This is a genomic window from Kitasatospora sp. NBC_00240, assembly GCF_026342405.1.
GTDB lineage: Bacteria > Actinomycetota > Actinomycetes > Streptomycetales > Streptomycetaceae > Kitasatospora.
On record NZ_JAPEMU010000001.1, the window covers coordinates 4291225 to 4309842 of the forward strand.

Below are 18618 nucleotides of genomic sequence, written 5' to 3' on the forward strand. Positions count from 1 at the left end.
CCGGCCCGCAGGGCGGCGGGTGGCGGCGGACCACGAGCGGCGGGCGGGCTTTCGCCGACACGGGCAGGCACCGACGAGGGCGGACAGGCGGGCCGGCGGGCGGTGGAATTCCACCGTGTCACCGAGCGTTCACCTTGATTCGACAGGACGAGTTGCCTCGGAGCCTGTACTGTGGAGGAATACGCGTGTCTACGCGCGTATAAGAACGCGAACAACGACTGATACATCCGCAACATCTGCCTGAAGCAGAGTTGGCGCGACCGCTCGGCGGCCGCGGCCCGCAGCACCCACCGCCGGGCCCGGTATCTACCCCGGTCGACGCGCGAGAGGACGACTCTCGGCGCCGTCGGGGCCACCCATACCCCTGCCGCGCTACCAGGCAGCAGGAAGAACCGAACGTGACGGCCCGCCGAACGCTCGACAACGCCCCCGCCCGAGTCGGGTACGGCACGCTGCTGCGTACCCCGGGAGCCCGCAGGTTCCTGGTACCCGCCTTCGCCGCCCGCCTGCCCTACGCGATGCTCAGCCTGGGCATCGTGCTGCTGGTCCTCGACACCCACGGCTCGTACGGGACGGCCGGCGCCGTCGCGGCGGTCTCCGCCGTCGCCCAGGCCTTCGTCGGCCCGCAGACCGGCCGCCTCGCCGACCGCTACGGCCAGTCCGCCGTCCTGCTGCCGAGCGTGCTGGTGCACGCCGTCTCGGTCGGTGCGCTGATCGCGCTGGCCCTCGGCCACGCCCCGGTCTGGACGCTCTTCCTCGCCGCCGCCCCGGCCGGCGCCAGCGTGCCGCAGATCGGCGCGATGGTCCGGGCCCGCTGGGTCACCAAGCTGGCCGACTCCTCCCCCGGCACCCTCAACACCGCCTTCGCCTTCGAGTCCGTGACGGACGAGTTCACCTTCGTGGTCGGCCCGGTGCTGGCCACCGCCGTCGCCACCGGGGTCACCCCCGCCGCCGGACTCGTCGCCGAAGCCACCCTGACCGTCCTCGGCGGGCTCGCCTTCGCCGCGCAGCGCGGCACCGCGCCGGCCCGCCACCCGCAGGTGGCCGGCGCCCGGCGGGTCTCCGCGCTCGCCTCGCCCGGGGTCCGGCTGCTGGCCGGTGCGTTCCTCGGCGTCGGCACCGTCTTCGGCGCCATGCAGGTCTCGGTGACCGCCTTCGCCGAGGCCGCCGGACGCCCCGGCGCCAGCGGCATCGTGTACGGCGTCTTCGCCGGCGGCTCGATGCTGGCCGGCGTGCTCTACGGCATGGTCGCCTGGCGCAGCTCGGCCCGCCGGCGGATGCTCGGCAGCTACGCGCTGCTGGTCCTCGGCTGCTCCACCCTCTGGGCGATGCCCAACCTGACCGCTCTCGCGCTCGCCGGGCTGGTCTGCGGACTCGCCATCGCCCCGACCCTGATCACCGGCTACACGCTGGTCGAGACCCTCGTCCCGGACGGTGCCAAGACCGAGGCCTTCACCTGGCTGACCGGCGCGATCGGCCTCGGCCTCGCCGCCGGCTCGACCGTCGCGGGCCGGCTGATCGACGGCCACGGCCCGTCGGCCGGGTTCCTGGTGCCGGTGGCCGGCGCCGGCCTCGGACTGCTGGCCCTGGCCCTGCTGCGGCGGCTGCTCGTCGCGCCGACGGCGGGCGCGGCGCGCACCGCCGTACCCTCGGAGGCTGCGGACGTGCTCGTCCCCTCGACCTTCGCGGGTGCGGGCGCGGCGGGCTCCGGCACGCCGGTCCGAACCCTGGCGAAGAGCGGTGCCACGGCGCAGCTGGTGGGGGCCGCGAAGGGCTGAGGCCGGGCCGGGCGGACACGCCGGGACGCGGCTGTCGGAGCGGTCGCCGCAGCGGCGGCCGACCGGCCTCGCGCGGCGACGGCTCGGGGTCGGGCGATCGTCCGTACCCGCCCGTCCGGCCGTCCGGGCCCGCCGGTGGGGGTATCTCACACCTGCGGCGCTGGACTGATCAGGCGGAATGCCGCATCATTGACCGTCGTTAGCACTCATCAGGCGAGAGTGCCAGGGGGAAGTGCAGGAGGAAGTCAAGTGCCCACGTACCAGTACCAGTGCACCGAGTGCGGCAACGGCCTGGAGGCGGTGCAGAAGTTCACCGACGACGCGCTGACCACGTGCCCCGACTGCCAGGGACGGCTCCGCAAGGTCTTCTCGGCCGTGGGTGTGGTCTTCAAGGGCTCCGGCTTCTACCGGACGGACAGCCGCTCGTCCTCCAGCAGCTCGGTCGGCGGGGCTTCGTCCGCCGCCACCGCCGGCAGCGGCTCGTCCACGGGTGGCTCGTCCACCAGCGGCTCCTCCACCGGTGGCTCCAGCACCTCCACGACCCCGGCTCCGGCCGCGGCCAAGTCGACCGGCAGCGCCTCGGCGAGCTGAACCGGGCGGCCGGCAGCGCCGCTCGCGCGCCGGTCAGGACCGGAACGGACTTCGAAGGGCCTGGTGTCACCGCTCTGTGCGGTGGCACCAGGCCTTTCGCATGACCGCCTCCGGGGTCGGCCGCCGGGGATGCCGGTGGCCTTGGGTACCGGTGGCCTTGGGAACGGGTCGGGCGTCTGGTGGTGGCCTTGGGAACCGGTCGGGCGTCTGGTGGTGGCCCTGGGTACCGGTCAGGCGTCTCGTGGCCCTGGGACCGGTCGCGGCTCTGACTCTCACCCTTGCGGGTGAACGAAGTTATCCACAGCCCCGGGTTGTCCACAGGAAACCGGACGGGGATTCCGCCACCGGCCCGGTGGTCGCAGGCTGAGCACGCACCACCGGCCCGACGCCGGTGAGCGCGGTACCGGCCCGCCGCCGGCAGGTCCGGCCGCGCCGCTCCCAGCCCCCACCCGAGTAGCTCCCCACCCGAGGCGGTGCCCGTCATGACCCACCCCACCCGGCCCCTGCTCCCGTCCACCTGCGCCCGCCCGGTGTCCCCGCCCGCGTACGGCCAGCCGCCGGCCCCGCCCGCGTACGCCCGGCCCGTCGCGCCGCCATCCTGCGCCGTGCCGGCGGCGTCGCCCGGCGGCGCGCGGCACCGGGCCTCCGCCCGGCGTACCGTCCCGGCCGCCGCGCCCGCGGTGCCGCCGCGCCGGGCGGTGCCGGAGTTCGCACCCATCCGGCGCGGCGGGAGCGGGCGGCACCGGCTCCAGCAGGCCGTACGCCACCGGCCGGGCGTGCTCGCCGCCGGCCTGCTCGCCGCCGCCACGGCACTCGCCGCCGGACCACTGCGCCCGGGCCCGCCACCTCCCGCTGCCGCCTCGACCGCGGCAGCCGCTCACGAGCCGGCCGCGGCGCCGCGCTGCACGCCTGGCGGGGGAGCACCACAGACCCCTTGAGCCGGCCAGGGCTCAGCCGCCGTGGTGCGGGGGCCGCTGACTGAGGTACCAGTCCAGGCCCCGTCCGGCGCTCTCGCCGGCTCCCGGCCGCTCACCCCAACCACGATCGGTATCGTCCCCGGACTGCTGCTCCAACGGGTCACCGAAGACCAGCTTGGCCTTGCCCGCCACGACCGACCCCCGGCCCGCCGCCTCGGCGGCCTCCGACCCGCCCACGACCGTCACCGCCTCCGCGCGACCGGACGCGGACCGATCCGCCCCGTCCTGCTCCCCGTCACCGGGCCGACCCGGATGCTGCTCGCCCATCGCCCTACCTCCAGCCGTTGCGACCGGCCCGACCGCTCGGGCCGATCCGTCACCAGCCTACGAGCCGCGCCGCCCGGCCCGGACCTCCTTCGACCCCGCCCGCCCCCCAGCAGCCCGCCCACCCCGAAAATCCACCCGCTCCGATCCACCTGCCCTGACCCGCCCCGTCCGCCGGTACTCCCGCACGCTGTCCGCGCTCGACCGCGCCCACGCACGCCGGAACCCCGGCGTGGGCTTACGCCCGCACCGGGGTCCGTACGGCTCGTCCGGCCGTGAAGGTCAGGCGGCCTCGAAGCCCGCGTGGTCGGCGATCTTCTTCAGCTCGGCCAGCGCGTGCTTCTCGATCTGCCGGATCCGCTCGCGGGTGAGCCCGTGCTGCTTGCCGACCTCGGTGAGGGTCCGCTCGCGGCCGTCCTCCATGCCGTAGCGGGACCGGATGATCGACGCGGTGCGGTCGTCCAGGCGCCCGATCAGACCGTCCAGCTCCTCACGGCGGAGCATCACCATCACCGCATCCTCGGGCGAGGTCGCGCCGGTGTCCTCGACGAGGTCGCCGAACTGGGTCTCGCCCTCGTCGTCGACGGACATGTTCAGACTGACCGGGTCGCGCGCCCAGTCGAGCACGTCCTTGATCCGGGTCTCGGTGGTGTCGAGCTCCGCGGCGATCTCGGACGGCTCGGGCTCACGGCCCAGCTCCTTGGCCTTCTCGCGCTGCACCCGGCGGATCCGGCCGAGCTCCTCGACCAGGTGCACGGGCAGCCGGATGGTGCGGGACTGGTCGGCGATCGAGCGGGTGATCGCCTGCCGGATCCACCACGTCGCATAGGTGGAGAACTTGAAGCCCTTGGCGTAGTCGAACTTCTCGACCGCCCTGACCAGGCCGGCGTTGCCCTCCTGGATCAGGTCGAGCAGGGGCAGGCCACTGCGGGGGTAGCGCCGGGCCACCGCCACGACCAGCCGGAGATTGGAGCGGATGAAGACGTCCTTGGCGCGTTCCGCGTCCTCGGCTATCGCCTCCAGCTCCTCGCGCTCGGCGCCCTCGGGGAGCGTGCCCTGCTCCAGCAGGTGCTGGGCGTAGACGCCGGCCTCGATCCGCAGCGACAGCTCGACCTCCTCGGCGGCATCGAGCAGGGGCGTCCTGGCGATCTCGTCGAGGTACATCCCGACCAGGTCACGGTCGGCTTCGAAGTTGGTCGGGCGGGCCGCGCGAGTCCGGTCGGCCCTGTCGCGAACGACGGCACGGGTGGCCATGCTTGCTCCCTTGCTGATGTTGCCGAGGTCTGCCTGCCTGCCCGCAAGGGCAAGAATGCGGGCCCTCTTCGGGGCTCACACGTAACGATCCAACGCACAGAATCCGGACAACATTCCCATGTCGCTCAGATTCTTCGCCCGATGCAGTATCCTGCCGATTTTCACCCCGGCTTTGAGCGGAGGGTGAGCGGAACGACACGGCGGGTGCCAGATCCCGGCCGACCCGGCGATTCGCCGCCCATTGATGGAACATCCATTCGATCCGCGGTTCGCGCCCTCCGCAACATGAACCCCCGGAACCCCCCTTCGCGTTCCCGACCCCCGAACTCCCCACCCGGTGCTCCGTACTCGCACCGAAAAAACCGAGAGCCCCGCCCGGGAACCCGCGCCCAGCTTCTCCGCACAAAAGATGCCGAATCGCTATGCGTCCACCGCCGGATCGGCACGACCCGCTGGGAATGTGTCAGCCATGCACCTGACCAAAGGCACGCCCTCAGCTGCCCCGAACCGCCATCTGCTGCGGTACGGGGCGGTGTCGGCCTGCTGCGCCGCGCTCTTCGCGGTGCTGTTCGCCCTGGTCGAGGCGCACTGGGGGCCGCTGGTCCGGCTCGACCGGGCCTGGACCGACGGCGAGCACGGCTACGCCCGCGACCACACCGCCTGGACCGCCGCCGTGCAGACCCTCAGCAACATCGGCGGCACGGTCACCATGCGGACCCTGCTGGGGCTGGCGGCCGTCTGGCTCTGGCTGATCGGTGCCCGGGTGCTGGCCGCCTGGGCGGCGGCCCAGGCGCTGATCGGTTGGGCCGCCCTGCGGGTGCTCGGTCTGGTCGTCGGCCGCCCGCGCCCGCACTTCGGCGACCCGGTCGCCCACGACACCGGCCCGGCCTTCCCGTCCGGGCACGCGATGGCGTCCGCGATCACCTGCGTGATCCTGGTCTGGCTGATCCGCCCGCACGCGAACCGGGCCGGCCGCGCGGCTGCCACCGGCGCGGCGGCCGTGGCGATCCTCGCGGTCGGTTGGACCAGGATCGTCCTCGGCGTGCACTGGCCGAGCGACGTACTGGCCGGTTGGCTGGCCGCCGGGGTGATCCTGGGCGCGGTGACCGTCACCGTCGAGCTCTGGCGCCCGGGCGACCTCGCCCGCGACGTCCGGCGGGTCAACTGGCGCACCCGCCCCCGGGTGCAGCGCGTCCTGGCGGGCGAGACGTCCGCACCGGGCCGGGAGGGCTGACCGGCCGGAAGAGCCACGAGGGGATCAGGGGCAGAGGACGGAGGCGGGGGCAGGGACGCAGCGAGCGCCGTCCGGGCCGAGCCCCGCAAACCCCGGCCGGGGCGCCCGGGCGACTCTCGGCTAGCGTTCTGGCATGTCGTCGACAGCCACCGCAGACCACCTCCCGCGCCCTGCCGAGCACCCCCTCGCCGGCGGACTTCCCAGCACCGTGCTGCGGATCGCCACCGTGCAGGCCCCGGTCGTGGCGGGTGACATCCCCACCAACGCCGCGACGGCAGCCGCCCTGATCCGCGAAGCCGCCGCGGCCGGCGCCCGGCTGGTGCTCTTCGCCGAGAAGTTCCTCTCCGGCTACGAACCCGCCCTCATCACCGCCGACCCGCTGCGGCACGCCGTCCAGCCCGTCGACCCCCGGCTGGCCCCGATCACCGATGCCTGCCGCGAGAGCGCCGTGACCGCGGTGGTCGGCGCCGCAGTGCGCGACGAAGCGGGCGAGCTGCGCGTCTCCGCCCTGGTCGTCGGCCCCGACGGGGAGTTGGTCACCCGGTACGACAAGCAGTACCTCTTCAAGTCCGAATCCGAGATCTATCGTCCGGGCACCACCGGCTGCACCCTCGAACTGGACGGCTGGCGGCTCGGTCTGGGCATCTGCTACGACTCCGGTTTCGCCGAGCACGCCCGGGCCGCCGCGCTGGACGGCTGCCACGCGTACCTGGTCGGCGCGCTCTTCAGCGTCGGCCACGGCCACCACGAGTCCCGGACGTGGTTCCCCGCTCGCGCCCTCGACAACACCGTCTACGCCGTCCTGTCGAACCACATCGGGCAGACGGGTGGCTGGAACACGTGCGGTGCCAGCGCCGTCTGGAGCCCCGACGGCCGCCTGCTCGCCGAGGCCGGCCCGGACGCGCGCGAACTCGTCCTGGCCGATCTCGACCCGGCCGTCCTGAGCGCCACCCGGCAGTCCGAGCCGCTGCTCCACGACTTCCGCAGCAACCCCGCCTTCCGCACCGGCCCCGCTGCCGGCGGGCGCCTGCTGCACCGCCTGGGCTGAACCGCCCCGCCACCGAGCCGCCGGGCGCGACCGCGCCCGACGGCCGTGCGTCGCGGCCCTGGACCGGCGGGCCCGGGCTACGCTCCGGCTCATGCGGAGCTCACTGCACGGCGCCCTGGTCACCCTGCGCCCGGCCACCACCGCCGACGTCCCCGCGCTCGCCGGCATCCGCGCCACGCCCGAGGTCCGCCGGTGGTGGCGCGGCGGTCCCGATCTGCCCGCGGAGATCGCCGAGGACCTCGCCGACCCGGGCACCCACACGTTCGTGGTGCTGCACCAGGGCCTGGTGGTCGGCGCGATCCAGTGGTCGGCGGAGGACGAGCCGGACTACCGGCACGCCAGCATCGACATCTTCCTCGGCCCCGAGGTGCACGGCCGTGGCCTGGGCACGGACGCCGTCCGCACCCTGGCCCGGCACCTCTTCACCGAGCACGGGCACCACCGGGTGGTGATCGACCCGGCCGCCGACAACGCGGCGGCCATCCGCAGCTACACCAAGGTCGGGTTCAGGCCGGTGGGCGTCATGCGCCGCTACGAGCGCGGTCCGGACGGCAGCTGGCACGACAACCTGCTGATGGACCTGCTCGCGGACGAGCTCCCCGGCCCCGGCGACCCGCCCTCCTGAAGGTCCCGCCGAACCACCGCCACGGCGGGGAGCCCGGTCCGCCCGGCGCCTGCCCGGTAACCTCCCGGCGCCGAAATCCGTTGATGGACCATGAGAGTGATACCTGCGCAATGGCGACCGCCCACCCTCGCCGACGACGAAACGGTTCTGCACCCGGACGAGCCGGACGAGCCGATCTTCGACGAACTGGTGCACCGGTGGACCAGCGCCGGGCGATCCGTCCCCGGACGCCCCGACAACGAGTGGACCACCCTGGTCAGCCGCGCCCCCTGGCCGCGCCGGTAGGCATCCGGCCCCGATGCGGCCGGACGCCCGAAGCCATGTCCCGGTCCGGCACCCGGTCTTGAAGGACCCGGCCCGACCACCGGACACACCGCACGAACCGGGAGACAACGGGACTGATCCTGTGTCACAACTCCACAGCGCCGCCCCGCCGGGCCTACGCGCGCTGCCTCGTCCGGACACTCCTCCGACCGCGGCCCCGCCCCCACGCCCCGCCGACCCACGGACGCCGCCGGTACCCCGCGCGCCCGTCCGCCCGGCCGCGCGCCCGCCGGCCGGTGTCCGGACCCCGACCGGAACGCCCGCACCGCAATGAACGGAACTGGGGCGATCTCCGCAGGCACCATCCGCTAGTCTGTCAGGGGTCAGCAGGCCACCCCGCTGCGCACTCGGACGGACGCCCTCCACGGCACCACCGGGCGCAACGCCGCGCCGGCCGACCAGCACGTCTGTCGGTCCGCGCCGAGCAAGCCCCCCGGGGTACGGCGAGGCCCGCGAGACACCCCGCCTCAGTAGCTCAGGGGATAGAGCACGGCTCTCCTAAAGCCGGTGTCGCAGGTTCGAATCCTGCCTGGGGCACAGCGCGCGCGAGCGCACCGCAGGACCATGGGCCGGCTCACGGGTGATACCCGGGACCGGCTCTTCGTGGTTCCCGGACGGGACAGCAGGCCCGGCGACAGCCGATCGCAGGCCCGGCCGGACAGCGGCACCGGCACCAATCTGGGTGTGGAGCGGTGTGGCTGACCGCGGCTCACCGAACGGCCGGGCGAGAGGGAGGCCCCCGCGGTACGGCGGGCCGGCCGATGCCCCCGAGGTTCGTCCCCACCCCTTCACCCGCCCGCCGGTGCGAGCGGACCACCGCTCGTGCCATCGGCTCATCGCATGGCCTCGACCGGGGAAAGCGATCGACCGGCTGGCGCCCACCAGCCCTTTGACCTGCGCGTACGTCCTTCCCTGCGGCCCCACGACCGTCCCCCGTCGTGGCTCCGGGCGTCCGCCGGGACGCCGGCGGACCGCTCCGGGCCCTATCGTCCCGAGTCCGGGCAACCGCCCCGGGAGGCGGGCGCGGCGGGACAGCGGGGCGGCGCTGCGCACCGCTGTGCGGTCCGCCTGCCCGTCCGCCCGGGAACCCACCCGGCGATCCACCCGGCGATCCACCCGACAGGAGAGTCCGCCGTGAGCCGTTCCAGCAGCAGGCCGCCCGCACCGGCACGGCCTGCCGACGCACCTGCCCCACCGCCCGCACTGACCGCACTGACCGCGCCGACCCCGCCGACCCCGCCGCCCGCGCCCACGTTGTGGGCGACGGCTCTGGGCGCCGTCACGACCACCGTGGCGCTGCTGGTGCTGGTCGTCCTCGGGCAGGCGAGCGGCCTGCTGCTGATGATCGCCCCGCTGGCCGCCACCGCGATGATCGTCTGCGCCTCCCCCGCCCTGCCGCCGGCGCAGCCGCGCGCCGTACTGCTCGGCCAAGGCGTCTCGGCGGTGGTGGGCCTGACGGCAGGCGCCCTGTTCGGCCGCTCGCTCTGGGTCGCGGCGGTGGCCGCCGGCCTGTCGGCCGGTCTGATGGGGCTGCTGCGGGCGGTGCACGCGCCGGCGGCGGCCACCGCTGTCCTGGTGGTCGTCCAGCATCCGGCGCCGGTGCGGTTCCTGCCGCTGCTGGTGCTGGGCAGTGTGCTGATCGTGCTCGTCGGGGCCGCTGCGGCACGGATCGGAGCGATCGGGAGGTACCCGGCCCGGTGGTGGTGACGGCAGCCGAGGCGCCGGCGGTCCCGAGGCGGTGAGTGGTCCCGAGGCGGTGGGCGGTCCCGAGGCGGTGGGCGGTCCCGAGGCGGTGAGCGGTCCCGAGGGCCGCCGCGCCCGCTCCTAGGGCTGCGGCTGCGGCTGCGGCTCCGACTGTGGCTGCGGCTCGCGGTCAGCCGCCCGGAGCAGCGCGGCCGCGACGGCGCGGGCCCGCGGGGCGGGCTCGGTGCCGCCCTCGCGCAGGGCGGCGACGATCGCGCCGTCCCCGAGCAGGGCGAACTGGCGCGCCAGCGTCGCATGGTCGCGGTAGCCGCCGTCGACGAGCAGCTGGTCGAGGTACGCGATCACCTTCTCCTTGTGCTCCGCGGCCACGTGGTGGGCCGGGCTGCTCCGGTCGGCCTCCTCGATCATGGTGTTGATGAAGGCGCAGCCGCGGAAGTCGGCCGCCTCGAAGCGTTCGGCCAGCCCGTCGAAGAGGGCGAGCGGGAGCTGTTCCGGGTCGAGGGTGCTGGCGGCGACCGTCCGCGCGAGCCAGGCCCGCCAGTTGGCGTCGCGGCGTCGGAGCATCTCGACCACCAGGTCGTCCTTGCTCGGGAAGTGGCGGTAGAAGGACGCCCGTCCGACCTCGGACTCGGCCAGGATTCGTTCGACCCCGACGGCGCGGATGCCCTCCTCGTAGAAGAGGCGTTCGGCGGCGATGAGGAGTCGCTCCCTGGCATTGGTCGGCATCCAAAAACGGTACCACTCGGTACTGAATTGTCGACGGGCCGTTGACTTAAGACGGAACCGATCAGTACCGTCCTGCTTGGTACCGATCGGTTCCATTTCAGCCGTAGGCCGAGGAGCGACCCCATGTCCCGGATGCCCCAGCTCACCACCGACACCGCCACCGGGGAGCAGCGCGAGCTGATCGAGGACACCCGGAAGCAACTCGGCCGGGTGCCCAATCTGTACGCGGCCATGGCCAACGGGCCGGCCGCCCTGCGCGGCTACCTGGCCCTGCGCGACGCCTTGGTCGGCGGCAGCTTCGACACCCGCCGGCGCGAGCAGCTCGCGCTCTTCATCGCCCAGCGCAACGGCTGCACCTACTGCGTGTCGGCGCACAGCATGCGCGGCGGCAAGGTCGGCATGACCTCGGACGAACTGCTGCTGACCCGGCAGGGCGCCGACGCGGACCCGCACATGAACCAGGTCCTGCGGATCACCGGCGAGATCATGGCCACCGGTGGCCGGGTCACCGACGAGGCCGTCGCCGAGGCCCGCCGGGCCGGCGTCACCGACGCCGAACTGACCGAGATCGTCGCCCACATCGCCCTCAACGTGCTCTCGAACTACTTCAACCACCTGGCCGAGCCGGACCTGGACTTCCCGCTGGTCGACGCGCACGTCGCCGGGTAGCCCGTGAGGTGGCAGCGCGGCACCGGCGCGGCGACTCGGGACGGGCCGCCGCGGGCAGCACGGGACAGGGCAGGACCAGACAGGCCAGGGCGGCACACCGGTCGGGAGGAACGGCGACATGGACATCGACGCCAGGACCTTGCGCACCTTCTGCGCGGTGGTCCGGAGCGGGTCGTTCACGGCGGCCGCCCGCCGGCTGGGCTACTCCCAGTCCAGTGTCACCGCCCAGATGCGGGCGCTGGAGAAGCAGGTCGGCGAACCGGTTTTCGAACGGCTCCCGGCCGGGGTCCGGCTCACCCCGGCCGGCGCCACCCTGCGCGGCTACGCACAGCAACTCCTCGGCCTGGTGGGCGAGATGGAGGAGGCGCTGCGCGGCCCGGCGGCCACCGCTCCCCGGCTGACACTGGGCCTGGCGCCGACCCTCGTCCAGGCCGAACTGCTGGCCCGGACGGCCCACTTCGCCCGCCTGCTGCTCCCCGGTCGGCGGATCGGACTGCGGACGGTCGGCAGCCGTGAGATCCCCGCCGCGCTACGGGCCGGCACCCTGGACGCCGCGCTGCTGCTCTCCGGTAAGAACGGCGTGAACGGGGTGAACGGGATGAGCGGCATGAACGGGATGCCCGGCATGAACGAGGTGAACGGCGCGACCGTTGCGCCCGGCGACGGCGACGGCCGCCCGGCGCGCGGGGACCTCTCGGCGACCGTCCTCCAGGAGCTGGAGTTCGCCGCGGTGACCGGCGCCGGCCCGCACCGCCCGGCCGGCCTCCGGCCTGGACCGCCGGAGAGCCTAGGACGCCCGGGACAGCCAGGACGCCCGGGACGCCCGGAGGGACGAGGCCGACCGCAGCGGGCGGGCCGGGCGGCCGCGTGGACCCCTGACCGGACGGTGGTGACGGATCTCGACTGCCCCTCCCAGCGTTGGCTGCCGGAGTACCTGCGCCTGCGGTACGGCGTGACCCCGGAGTGCCTGGAGGCCGCCTCGGCCGACGGGGCGGGCGCCGGCGTGCGGGCGGGTCTCGGCTGCGCCATGCTCCCGACCGGTCCGGCCGTAGCCGGCGACGGCGACGGCTACCGCGGCGGGCTGCTCAGGGTGCCCGGCGTACCGCGGATGCGCTGGTCCGTGGTGCTGGCCTCCGGCCGGGCGGGCGGCCTGCGTGAGGGCCCCCGGGAGGCGCTGGCCGAGGCACTCCGGCTGGCCCTCGCCGACACCCTCGGGAGCCAGGCCGGTGCCGCGGCCCCGGCCGGTGCCGCCTGAGGTTCCGACCACCGGTGGTGCCCCCCGGGCCCGCCCCGCCGGCGCGGCGGCCCCACCTCCCAGGACCGGCCGGCAGCCGGTGCCGCCGCGTCCCCGGTACGCCGTCCCCGACCCGGACACGGTCGCGGACGCGGTGCGCACCGCTGCCGGCCACCGCCCCGGGCAGGGCCCGGAAGCCCGGCCCGGCGGCCGGGGCCGACCGGCTGGCCGTCACCGTGGGTGACATCGCCGGACCGCTCGGCACACGGTCACGGGCGCCGTCCGCCGCAGCCCGCACGGGTACCGGGACGGACCCGTCGCGCGGACGGTACCGGGGCGATCATTTTCAGGAAACCGGATGAATCGTCAGCGCTCATCTCCAGTAGCCTGGGAGCCGTTCCGGTCGCCTGTCGGCCCGGTGCTTCCTCATGACGCTCCCTTCCAGCACGAGGCTCCGCTCCATGACGCCATCCGCGCCCGCCCGAACCGTTTCCCGGCTGACGGGCAATGTGTGGATATGGCCCGCGCTGGTCGCGCTCTGCATCGGCGGCTACCGGATGACCACCCCGGGCCTGTGGCGGGACGAGGTGTCCACCTGGACCGCGTCCACCCGTAGCCTCGGCGACCTGCTGCGGATGCTGGACCACGTCGACGCCAGCAACGGCGTCTACTACGTCCTGATGCACGGCTGGACCGCCGTCGTCGGCGACTCGACCGTCGCCCTGCGACTGCCGTCCGTGCTCGCCATGGCCGGCGCCGCGGCCTTCTCCGCGCTCACCGCGCGACGGATGTTCGACAGCCGGGTGGCGGGCCTGGCGGGCGGGCTGCTCCTGGCGGTCGTCCCCAGCATCTCCCGGTACGCCCAGGAGGCCCGCTCGTACGCGCTGGTCACCTGCGCGGTGGCGGCCGCCACCTGGCTGCTGCTGCGGGCGCTCGACCGGCCCGGCCTCGGCCGGTGGGCCGCCTTCAGCGCCTGCCTGGCGCTGGCGGGGGGTGCCCACCTGATCTCGCTCAGTACGGTGGGCGGACAGCTGGCGCTGGTGCTGCTGCACCTGTGGCGCACCCGGGCCGCGTTGGACCTGCGGCTGCTCTGGCACTACCCGCTGGCGGTGGCGGCCGCGCTGGCGCCGGTGGTGCCGCTGATGCAGTTGGGCAGCAGCCAGTCCGACCGCCAGCTCGGCTGGATCCCCACCCCGACCGTTTACGCGTTGCGGGCCTTCGGCAAGCAGCTGTTCGCCTCGGCGGACGTCTACCACGTGTTCGGGGCGCTGGCGCTGGCCACCCTGCTGTGGTCCGGACGGCGGATCCCGGCACTCCAGCTGCTGCTGCTCGCCGTGGTGCCGGTGGTCGGGGTCTGGGCAGTCTCGCTCGGCGAGACCTCCTACTTCATCGACCGCTACCTGCTCTTCACCCTGCCGGCCTGGGCCTCGCTGGCCGGCGGCGGGGTCGGCGCGCTGTACGCGACCGCGCGGCGCTGGGCGCCCGCCAGGGTCTGCGCGGTGCTGGCGCTCGCCCTGGTCGCCGTCCCGGCGGTGCTGGCCCTGCCGCAGCAGCGGGTGCTGCGCGGCGCGTTCTCGCACGAGTGGGACGACGACTACCGGAGCGCCGCCGCGGTGATAGCGGCCGGCTTCCGTCCCGGGGACGGCATGGTCGCCCCGCACGGCCAGAAGAACTGGGCGATGATCGGGCCCGGCGTCGACTTCTACCTGCCGCGCAACCTCCACCCGTACCCGGTCTTCCTGCAGAACACGGCGGCCCAGGCCGAGGACCTCTTCCCGGCCGAGTGCCCGGTGGCCGCCGAGTGCCTGGGCCCGAGCGGCCGGATCTGGGTGGTGACCTTCGAGGGCGCCGCGGACCCGCTGCACAGCCTGCCGGGCGACCAGGCGAACGCGCTGCTCGCGCAGTACCGGCCCACCGAGGTCAAGCAGATGCGGGGGCTCACGGTGTCCCTGCTGGAGCGCAAGGGCTGACCGCGCGAGGCCTGGCGCAACCACCCGGAGCGCGGAACGAGGACGGGACGGACGGTGGCAACCGTCCGTCCCGTCCTCGTTGCCGGCACGCCGGCAGGCGCGGGACGGCTGCTTCGTCCAGCCTCCTGCCCACCTCCTTCCCACCTCCTGCCGCCTCGCTGCGGCGGCCCCGCAGGGTTGCCGGGGTGCCGTCGCCGAGGACGGTCGGAGGTGCGGCGGAGGCCCGACACAGAGCTCCCGCCCGACCGCGGTGCGGTCGGGCGGGAGGAGGCTGCGGCTCGGTGCGGCAGCCGGGTCGGCCCTGCGCGTGAGCGCGTGCGCCGGAGCAGGTGGATCCGAGCAGGTGGATCGGAGCAGGTGGGTCAGAGCAGGTGGGTCAGCCGCGCGAGGATCGACGGCGGGGCCAGGTCCGACTTCAGGGCCACCGGGACCTCGACCCTGCCCTCGCCCACGCCGGCCCTGAGCACGCCGACCTGGGTGCCGGCCTTGGCGGTGTGTCCGACCGTGGCCGGCTCCAGCGCCAGGGTGGCGGTGATGCCGTCCCAGCCCGCCACGGTGACGTCCTTGGTGGCCACCACCGGGACCTTGCCGCCGAGGCCGTCGTCCACGAACCCGACGACGTCGCCCTGCTTGGCCAGGGTCTGCCCGGTGAGGGCCCCCTGCGCCGCCGCGATCTGCTTGGCGCTCACCGTCTGGACGGCCTTCAGGATGCCCTCGGTGGCCGTGCCCGGCTGGCCCAGGGTGACCCCGAGGATCATCCGCCGGACACCGCCGATGTCCTTGACGGCCGCCCACATCAGGCAGCCGCCGGCCGGGGTGCTGGAGCCGGTCTTGACGCCGATGATGCCGTTCTTCGGGGAGAGCAGGATGTTGGTGTTGAACACCTTCTGCCCGTTGAAGTTGGTGTCCGGCTCGGCGACGACCTGCCGGAAGATCTCGTTCTTCATGACCTGCTCGGCGAGCTTCAGCTGGTCCTTCGCGGTGCTCTTGGTGTCCGCGTTGAACCCGGCCGGGTCGACGTAGCTGGTGTTGGTCATGCCGAAGCCGGCGGCCGCCTCGTTCATCTTCCGGACGAAGGCCTCCTCCGTGCCGGAGTCCCAACGGGCCAGCAGTCGGGCCACGTTGTTCGCCGACGGCAGCATCAGCATCTCCAGCGCCTCGTACTGGGTGAGCTGCTGGCCCTCGGTGAGGGTGATCTTGGACTGGTCGGCGTCGCTGGACTCCTGGGCGGCCTGCTTGTCGACGGTGAGCTTGGGGCCGGTCTCACCCTTCTTCAGCGGGTGGTCGCGCAGGATCAGGTAGGCGTTCATCACCTTGGTGACGCTGGCGATCGAGGCCGGCGTCTCCGGGCCCGAGCTGCCCATGTCGCCGACACCGACCACCGAGGCCGCCGACTGGCCCTTGGCCGGCCAGGGCATGTCCAGCGGGCTTCCGGTGAAGGAGAAGGTGGTGGCCACACTGAGCCCGACCGTCGGCCGCGGCAGCGGGCGCAGCAGCTGGGCCGCCACCACGACACCGAGCACCAGGGACAGGAAGACCGTCCAGATGGTGATCCGCTTCAGCGCCCGGCGCAGCGGGGAGACCGGACGGGCGCTGAGCGCGGCCAGCACCTGCATCGCCTCGGAGGTGGTCTCCGGCAGCGGGAGCGGCTCGGGCGTGGGCAGCGGCTCGGGGGTGGGCAGCGGCCGCGGCTCGGGGGCCGGGAGGGGCTCGGGACTCGGCCCGGGCGCCGGCCGGGGGCTCGGCCCGGGAGCCGGCAGCGGCTCGGGCTCGGGCTGCGGCTCGGGGTCCGGGAGGGGGGAGGGCGCGGGGGGCTCCGGCACCCGGCCGCCGACCGGGGCCTCGGGCCGGGTGGCGCGCAGCGACGGCGGCTTCTCCAGTTTCTCGGTCCGGACGAGGTCGGGGGAGGGCGCGGCGGCCAGTTCGACGGTACGTCCGGCAGCGGGCTCGGTGCCCGGTTCGGCACCCGATTCGGCTTCCGGATCGGCGCCCGGATCGGCTTCCGGTGCGGCGGTACGTCCGGCGCTCGCGGACTTCCCGGCCGGGCCGGGCGGGCGGCTGCCGGCGACCATGCCGTCCCGGATGGCGAGACGCGGATCGACCGCGGCCGGTCGCGCCGCCGCCTCGGCCGCGGCGGCGCCGACGACGGCGGGCTCGGCGGCCGGCTCCTCGCCGTCGCGCTCGGCGGGCTCGGCGACGGGCTTGTCACCAGCGCTCCTGTCGGCGTCGACGGCCGCGGCCGGGCGCAGCACCGCGCCGGGCAGGCGCAGCGCGGTGGTCGCGTTGTCCGCCGGCAGGCGCAGGGCGGTGGTCCGGTTGTCCACTTCGCGGACACGCAGCTGCACGGTGGGACCGGCCTTGGCCGGCGGGGCGTCCGGCGCCGGGACGGTCAGTTCGAGCGTCAGGTCGGCCGGTACGGCGGACGGGGGTTCCTCGGCACCGTCCGAACCGCCGTCCGGGCCCTCGTCCGTACCGCCGTCCGGGCCCTCGTCCGTACCGGCGCCCTGGCCGGCCGCCAGGGCCGTGGCCCCGGTGCGTGCTCCGGCGGTCGCGGTGGCGGCCGTGGACCCGGTGGACGACCCGCCGGCCCCCGCTCCGGCGGCACCCGCCGAACCGGCCGCGCCGGTGGCACCGGCCGCACCGGCCGACACGTCCGCGGGCAGGCGCAGCTGTACGGTCGGGCCCGCCGGCACCGCGGCGCCGGCGTCCCGGGCCGCGTCCGCCGGCCGGGCGGCCTGCGTGTCGGCAGCCTCGACCGCACCGGAGGTCCCGGCAGCACCGTCCGCACCAGCAGCACCGTCCGTGCCGGCAGCGCCGGTCTTCGGCCGGGCCTGCGGGGTCTCCCGCTCCTGCTCCCGCTCCCCGTCGCGCAGCAATCTGTCGGGGGACTCACCCACGTAACCCAGCCTCCTCATACGCCTGGCGGGGCACCGGCCGACCCGAATTCGGGAAGCCGCCGCCCCGCCCCAAGTACCTGTACAGTCTCCGCCACGCGACGGCCGATTCGGCCACCCACACCCCGTCCGACCGGCGGTTATTGCGGTCGTCCGGCCGTTCCCAGGCCCGTCCGGTGTTCAGACGCCCGCCTTGGCACCGCTGGTTCCCGCCCCGTGGCGCAAGGTCACGATTCGGAGGCGTACTCGACAAGGCCGTGTGAGAGGCGTCACTCTGTCATTCATCCACGCGGGGAGGCTTGGATGGGCAAGAGCCGCAGAACAATTCCCGAGGAACTCTTGTTGCTCGCACTGGACCCGACCACGGGTACCACGGCGCAGCCGCAGACCCTCGACCTCGGACTCGCCGGGGCACAGCTCGTCGAGCTGTCCCTGGCCGGACGGATAGTCCCGGATGGGGACCGGATCGCCGTGGTGCTGCCACGACCGACCGGTGACCCCACTCTGGACCACGCCCTGGAACTGCTGCGCCGTCGTGGCAGTCCGGTACGTGCTGCGCACTGGATCGGCGGGCCCCGGCTGGGGCTACGGCAGACCTACCTGGCGCACCTTGAACGGTGCGGCATGGTGACTGCGGTGCCGGGACAGGTGTGCGGGGTTCTTCCGACGACGCGCTACCAGGCGTCGGACGACTGCTCGAACGCCGCCATCAAGCAGCGTCTCGACACGTCGATCCGCACCGGTGTGCCGCCGGACCCGAGGACGGCCGCACTGGCCGCACTGGCCCACGCCGTGGGCCTCGGCAAGCATCTCTACCCGGGCAACGAGGGCAGGTCGTCGCGGTCGCGACTGCGCGACCTGATCCGTTACGACCCGCTCGGTGGGATGGTCGCGCACGCCGTGATGGACGTGCAGAACGGCCTTCCGTCCCAGCAGGGCCGTAACAACGCCCAGCCGGGTGCCGCGCCGGTGCCCGGCAGCCGGCAGCCCGGCGGCCGGGCCGTACCCACCCGGGTCGGTGCCCGGTGAGCCGACGGTCCGGACGGCGCGTGGCGAGCGGCGCGCGCCGATAATCGCGAGTGAGCAACCAGCAGGTATCGAGGGGCGGTCGCCCGGCACGGAAGTCGCCGGGTGGCCGCCCCTCTGCCGTACCCAGCCGTAGTGTCGCTCCTACCACTCAGGGACGGTCGCCGTCTCGCCGAAGCGCTTTTCCGATGATCTGTTCTACTGCGCTCCTGCGATTCCCCGGCGCCGACCCGATCCAAGGTGGCATGCTGCTCCAAGTCAGGGGGGTTGGTACCAATTTCCACACTGTTCCGAGGATTG

16 protein-coding genes and 1 tRNA gene are annotated in these 18618 nt (G+C 74.3%); 13 read left to right on the forward strand and 4 right to left on the reverse strand.

The window, feature by feature from the left end; genetic code table 11:
* Positions 1–398 precede the first annotated feature (398 nt).
* The 3 genes from OG689_RS18045 to OG689_RS18055 all read left to right on the forward strand — a co-directional run bounded on the left by OG689_RS18045 (position 399) and on the right by OG689_RS18055 (position 3307).
* Complete coding sequence (locus tag OG689_RS18045; protein WP_266321590.1) at positions 399–1778, forward strand: MFS transporter; 1380 nt, start codon at positions 399–401, stop codon at positions 1776–1778.
* Positions 1779–2027: 249 nt separating this feature from the next.
* Complete coding sequence (locus OG689_RS18050) at positions 2028–2369, forward strand: FmdB family zinc ribbon protein (RefSeq protein WP_266321592.1); 342 nt, start codon at positions 2028–2030, stop codon at positions 2367–2369.
* Between the two features lie 482 nt (positions 2370–2851).
* Entirely contained in the window at positions 2852–3307 is a 456-nt protein-coding gene (locus tag OG689_RS18055; protein WP_266321593.1) for a hypothetical protein, read from the forward strand.
* Positions 3308–3319: 12 nt separating this feature from the next.
* Here OG689_RS18055 and OG689_RS18060 read toward each other — a convergent pair whose 3' ends face one another.
* Together OG689_RS18060 and OG689_RS18065 are read right to left on the reverse strand one after the other, a co-directional pair.
* Positions 3320–3613, reverse strand: coding sequence for a hypothetical protein (locus tag OG689_RS18060; protein ID WP_266327785.1), 294 nt, complete (start codon positions 3611–3613; stop codon positions 3320–3322).
* A 279-nt stretch (positions 3614–3892) separates the two neighbouring features.
* Positions 3893–4864 carry a sigma-70 family RNA polymerase sigma factor gene (locus tag OG689_RS18065; RefSeq protein ID WP_266321595.1) on the reverse strand — a complete coding sequence of 324 codons (972 nt, stop codon included), beginning with the start codon at positions 4862–4864 and terminating at the stop codon, positions 3893–3895.
* A gap of 469 nt (positions 4865–5333) precedes the next feature.
* Between OG689_RS18065 and OG689_RS18070 the strand changes: the two genes are divergently transcribed.
* From OG689_RS18070 to OG689_RS18095, 6 genes are all read left to right on the forward strand, one after another.
* Positions 5334–6098: a phosphatase PAP2 family protein gene (locus tag OG689_RS18070; protein WP_266321597.1), complete on the forward strand. Its 765-nt coding sequence runs from the start codon at positions 5334–5336 to the stop codon at positions 6096–6098.
* Between the two features lie 133 nt (positions 6099–6231).
* On the forward strand, positions 6232–7146 hold the full coding sequence (locus tag OG689_RS18075) for a carbon-nitrogen hydrolase family protein (RefSeq protein WP_266321599.1): 915 nt from the start codon (positions 6232–6234) through the stop codon (positions 7144–7146).
* A 91-nt stretch (positions 7147–7237) separates the two neighbouring features.
* Positions 7238–7771 carry a GNAT family N-acetyltransferase gene (locus tag OG689_RS18080; RefSeq protein WP_266321600.1) on the forward strand — a complete coding sequence of 178 codons (534 nt, stop codon included), beginning with the start codon at positions 7238–7240 and terminating at the stop codon, positions 7769–7771.
* A gap of 90 nt (positions 7772–7861) precedes the next feature.
* The gene (locus OG689_RS18085) at positions 7862–8056 is read left to right on the forward strand and encodes a hypothetical protein (RefSeq protein ID WP_266321602.1); all 195 of its coding nucleotides are present in this window, start codon (positions 7862–7864) and stop codon (positions 8054–8056) included.
* A 503-nt stretch (positions 8057–8559) separates the two neighbouring features.
* Positions 8560–8632 (forward strand) — tRNA-Arg (locus OG689_RS18090).
* Between the two features lie 597 nt (positions 8633–9229).
* The gene (locus OG689_RS18095) at positions 9230–9802 is read left to right on the forward strand and encodes an HPP family protein (RefSeq protein WP_266321604.1); all 573 of its coding nucleotides are present in this window, start codon (positions 9230–9232) and stop codon (positions 9800–9802) included.
* 117 nt (positions 9803–9919) lie between these two features.
* Here OG689_RS18095 and OG689_RS18100 read toward each other — a convergent pair whose 3' ends face one another.
* Complete coding sequence (locus OG689_RS18100) at positions 9920–10525, reverse strand: TetR/AcrR family transcriptional regulator (RefSeq protein ID WP_266321606.1); 606 nt, start codon at positions 10523–10525, stop codon at positions 9920–9922.
* A gap of 123 nt (positions 10526–10648) precedes the next feature.
* Here OG689_RS18100 and OG689_RS18105 point away from each other — a divergent pair, with 123 nt between their 5' ends.
* From OG689_RS18105 to OG689_RS18115, 3 genes are all read left to right on the forward strand, one after another.
* Entirely contained in the window at positions 10649–11194 is a 546-nt protein-coding gene (locus tag OG689_RS18105; RefSeq protein WP_266321608.1) for a carboxymuconolactone decarboxylase family protein, read from the forward strand.
* 118 nt (positions 11195–11312) lie between these two features.
* A complete protein-coding gene (locus OG689_RS18110; protein ID WP_266321609.1) occupies positions 11313–12449 on the forward strand; it encodes a LysR family transcriptional regulator in 1137 nt (378 codons plus the stop codon).
* Between the two features lie 440 nt (positions 12450–12889).
* On the forward strand, positions 12890–14398 hold the full coding sequence (locus tag OG689_RS18115) for a glycosyltransferase family 39 protein (RefSeq protein ID WP_266321611.1): 1509 nt from the start codon (positions 12890–12892) through the stop codon (positions 14396–14398).
* Positions 14399–14760: 362 nt separating this feature from the next.
* On the opposite strand, the gene OG689_RS18120 is transcribed toward OG689_RS18115, so the two are convergent.
* Positions 14761–17295 (reverse strand): hypothetical protein, encoded by a 2535-nt coding sequence (locus OG689_RS18120; protein ID WP_266321613.1) that lies wholly within the window; start codon positions 17293–17295, stop codon positions 14761–14763.
* 300 nt (positions 17296–17595) lie between these two features.
* On the opposite strand from OG689_RS18120, the gene OG689_RS18125 reads away from it, so the two are divergent.
* The gene (locus OG689_RS18125; protein WP_266321614.1) at positions 17596–18321 is read left to right on the forward strand and encodes a GPP34 family phosphoprotein; all 726 of its coding nucleotides are present in this window, start codon (positions 17596–17598) and stop codon (positions 18319–18321) included.
* Positions 18322–18618 lie beyond the last annotated feature (297 nt).

Excerpts from the sequence above, each read along its gene's own strand:
- OG689_RS18055 (WP_266321593.1), top strand. The coding sequence starts at position 2,852 with ATGACCCACCCCACCCGGCCCCTGCTCCCGTCCACCTGCGCCCGCCCG.
- OG689_RS18060 (WP_266327785.1), bottom strand. The coding sequence starts at position 3,613 with ATGGGCGAGCAGCATCCGGGTCGGCCCGGTGACGGGGAGCAGGACGGG.
- OG689_RS18065 (WP_266321595.1), bottom strand. The coding sequence starts at position 4,864 with ATGGCCACCCGTGCCGTCGTTCGCGACAGGGCCGACCGGACTCGCGCG.
- OG689_RS18070 (WP_266321597.1), top strand. The coding sequence starts at position 5,334 with ATGCACCTGACCAAAGGCACGCCCTCAGCTGCCCCGAACCGCCATCTG.
- OG689_RS18075 (WP_266321599.1), top strand. The coding sequence starts at position 6,232 with ATGTCGTCGACAGCCACCGCAGACCACCTCCCGCGCCCTGCCGAGCAC.
- OG689_RS18080 (WP_266321600.1), top strand. The coding sequence starts at position 7,238 with ATGCGGAGCTCACTGCACGGCGCCCTGGTCACCCTGCGCCCGGCCACC.
- OG689_RS18085 (WP_266321602.1), top strand. The coding sequence starts at position 7,862 with ATGAGAGTGATACCTGCGCAATGGCGACCGCCCACCCTCGCCGACGAC.
- OG689_RS18100 (WP_266321606.1), bottom strand. The coding sequence starts at position 10,525 with ATGCCGACCAATGCCAGGGAGCGACTCCTCATCGCCGCCGAACGCCTC.
- OG689_RS18105 (WP_266321608.1), top strand. The coding sequence starts at position 10,649 with ATGTCCCGGATGCCCCAGCTCACCACCGACACCGCCACCGGGGAGCAG.
- OG689_RS18110 (WP_266321609.1), top strand. The coding sequence starts at position 11,313 with ATGGACATCGACGCCAGGACCTTGCGCACCTTCTGCGCGGTGGTCCGG.
- OG689_RS18115 (WP_266321611.1), top strand. The coding sequence starts at position 12,890 with ATGACGCCATCCGCGCCCGCCCGAACCGTTTCCCGGCTGACGGGCAAT.
- OG689_RS18125 (WP_266321614.1), top strand. The coding sequence starts at position 17,596 with ATGGGCAAGAGCCGCAGAACAATTCCCGAGGAACTCTTGTTGCTCGCA.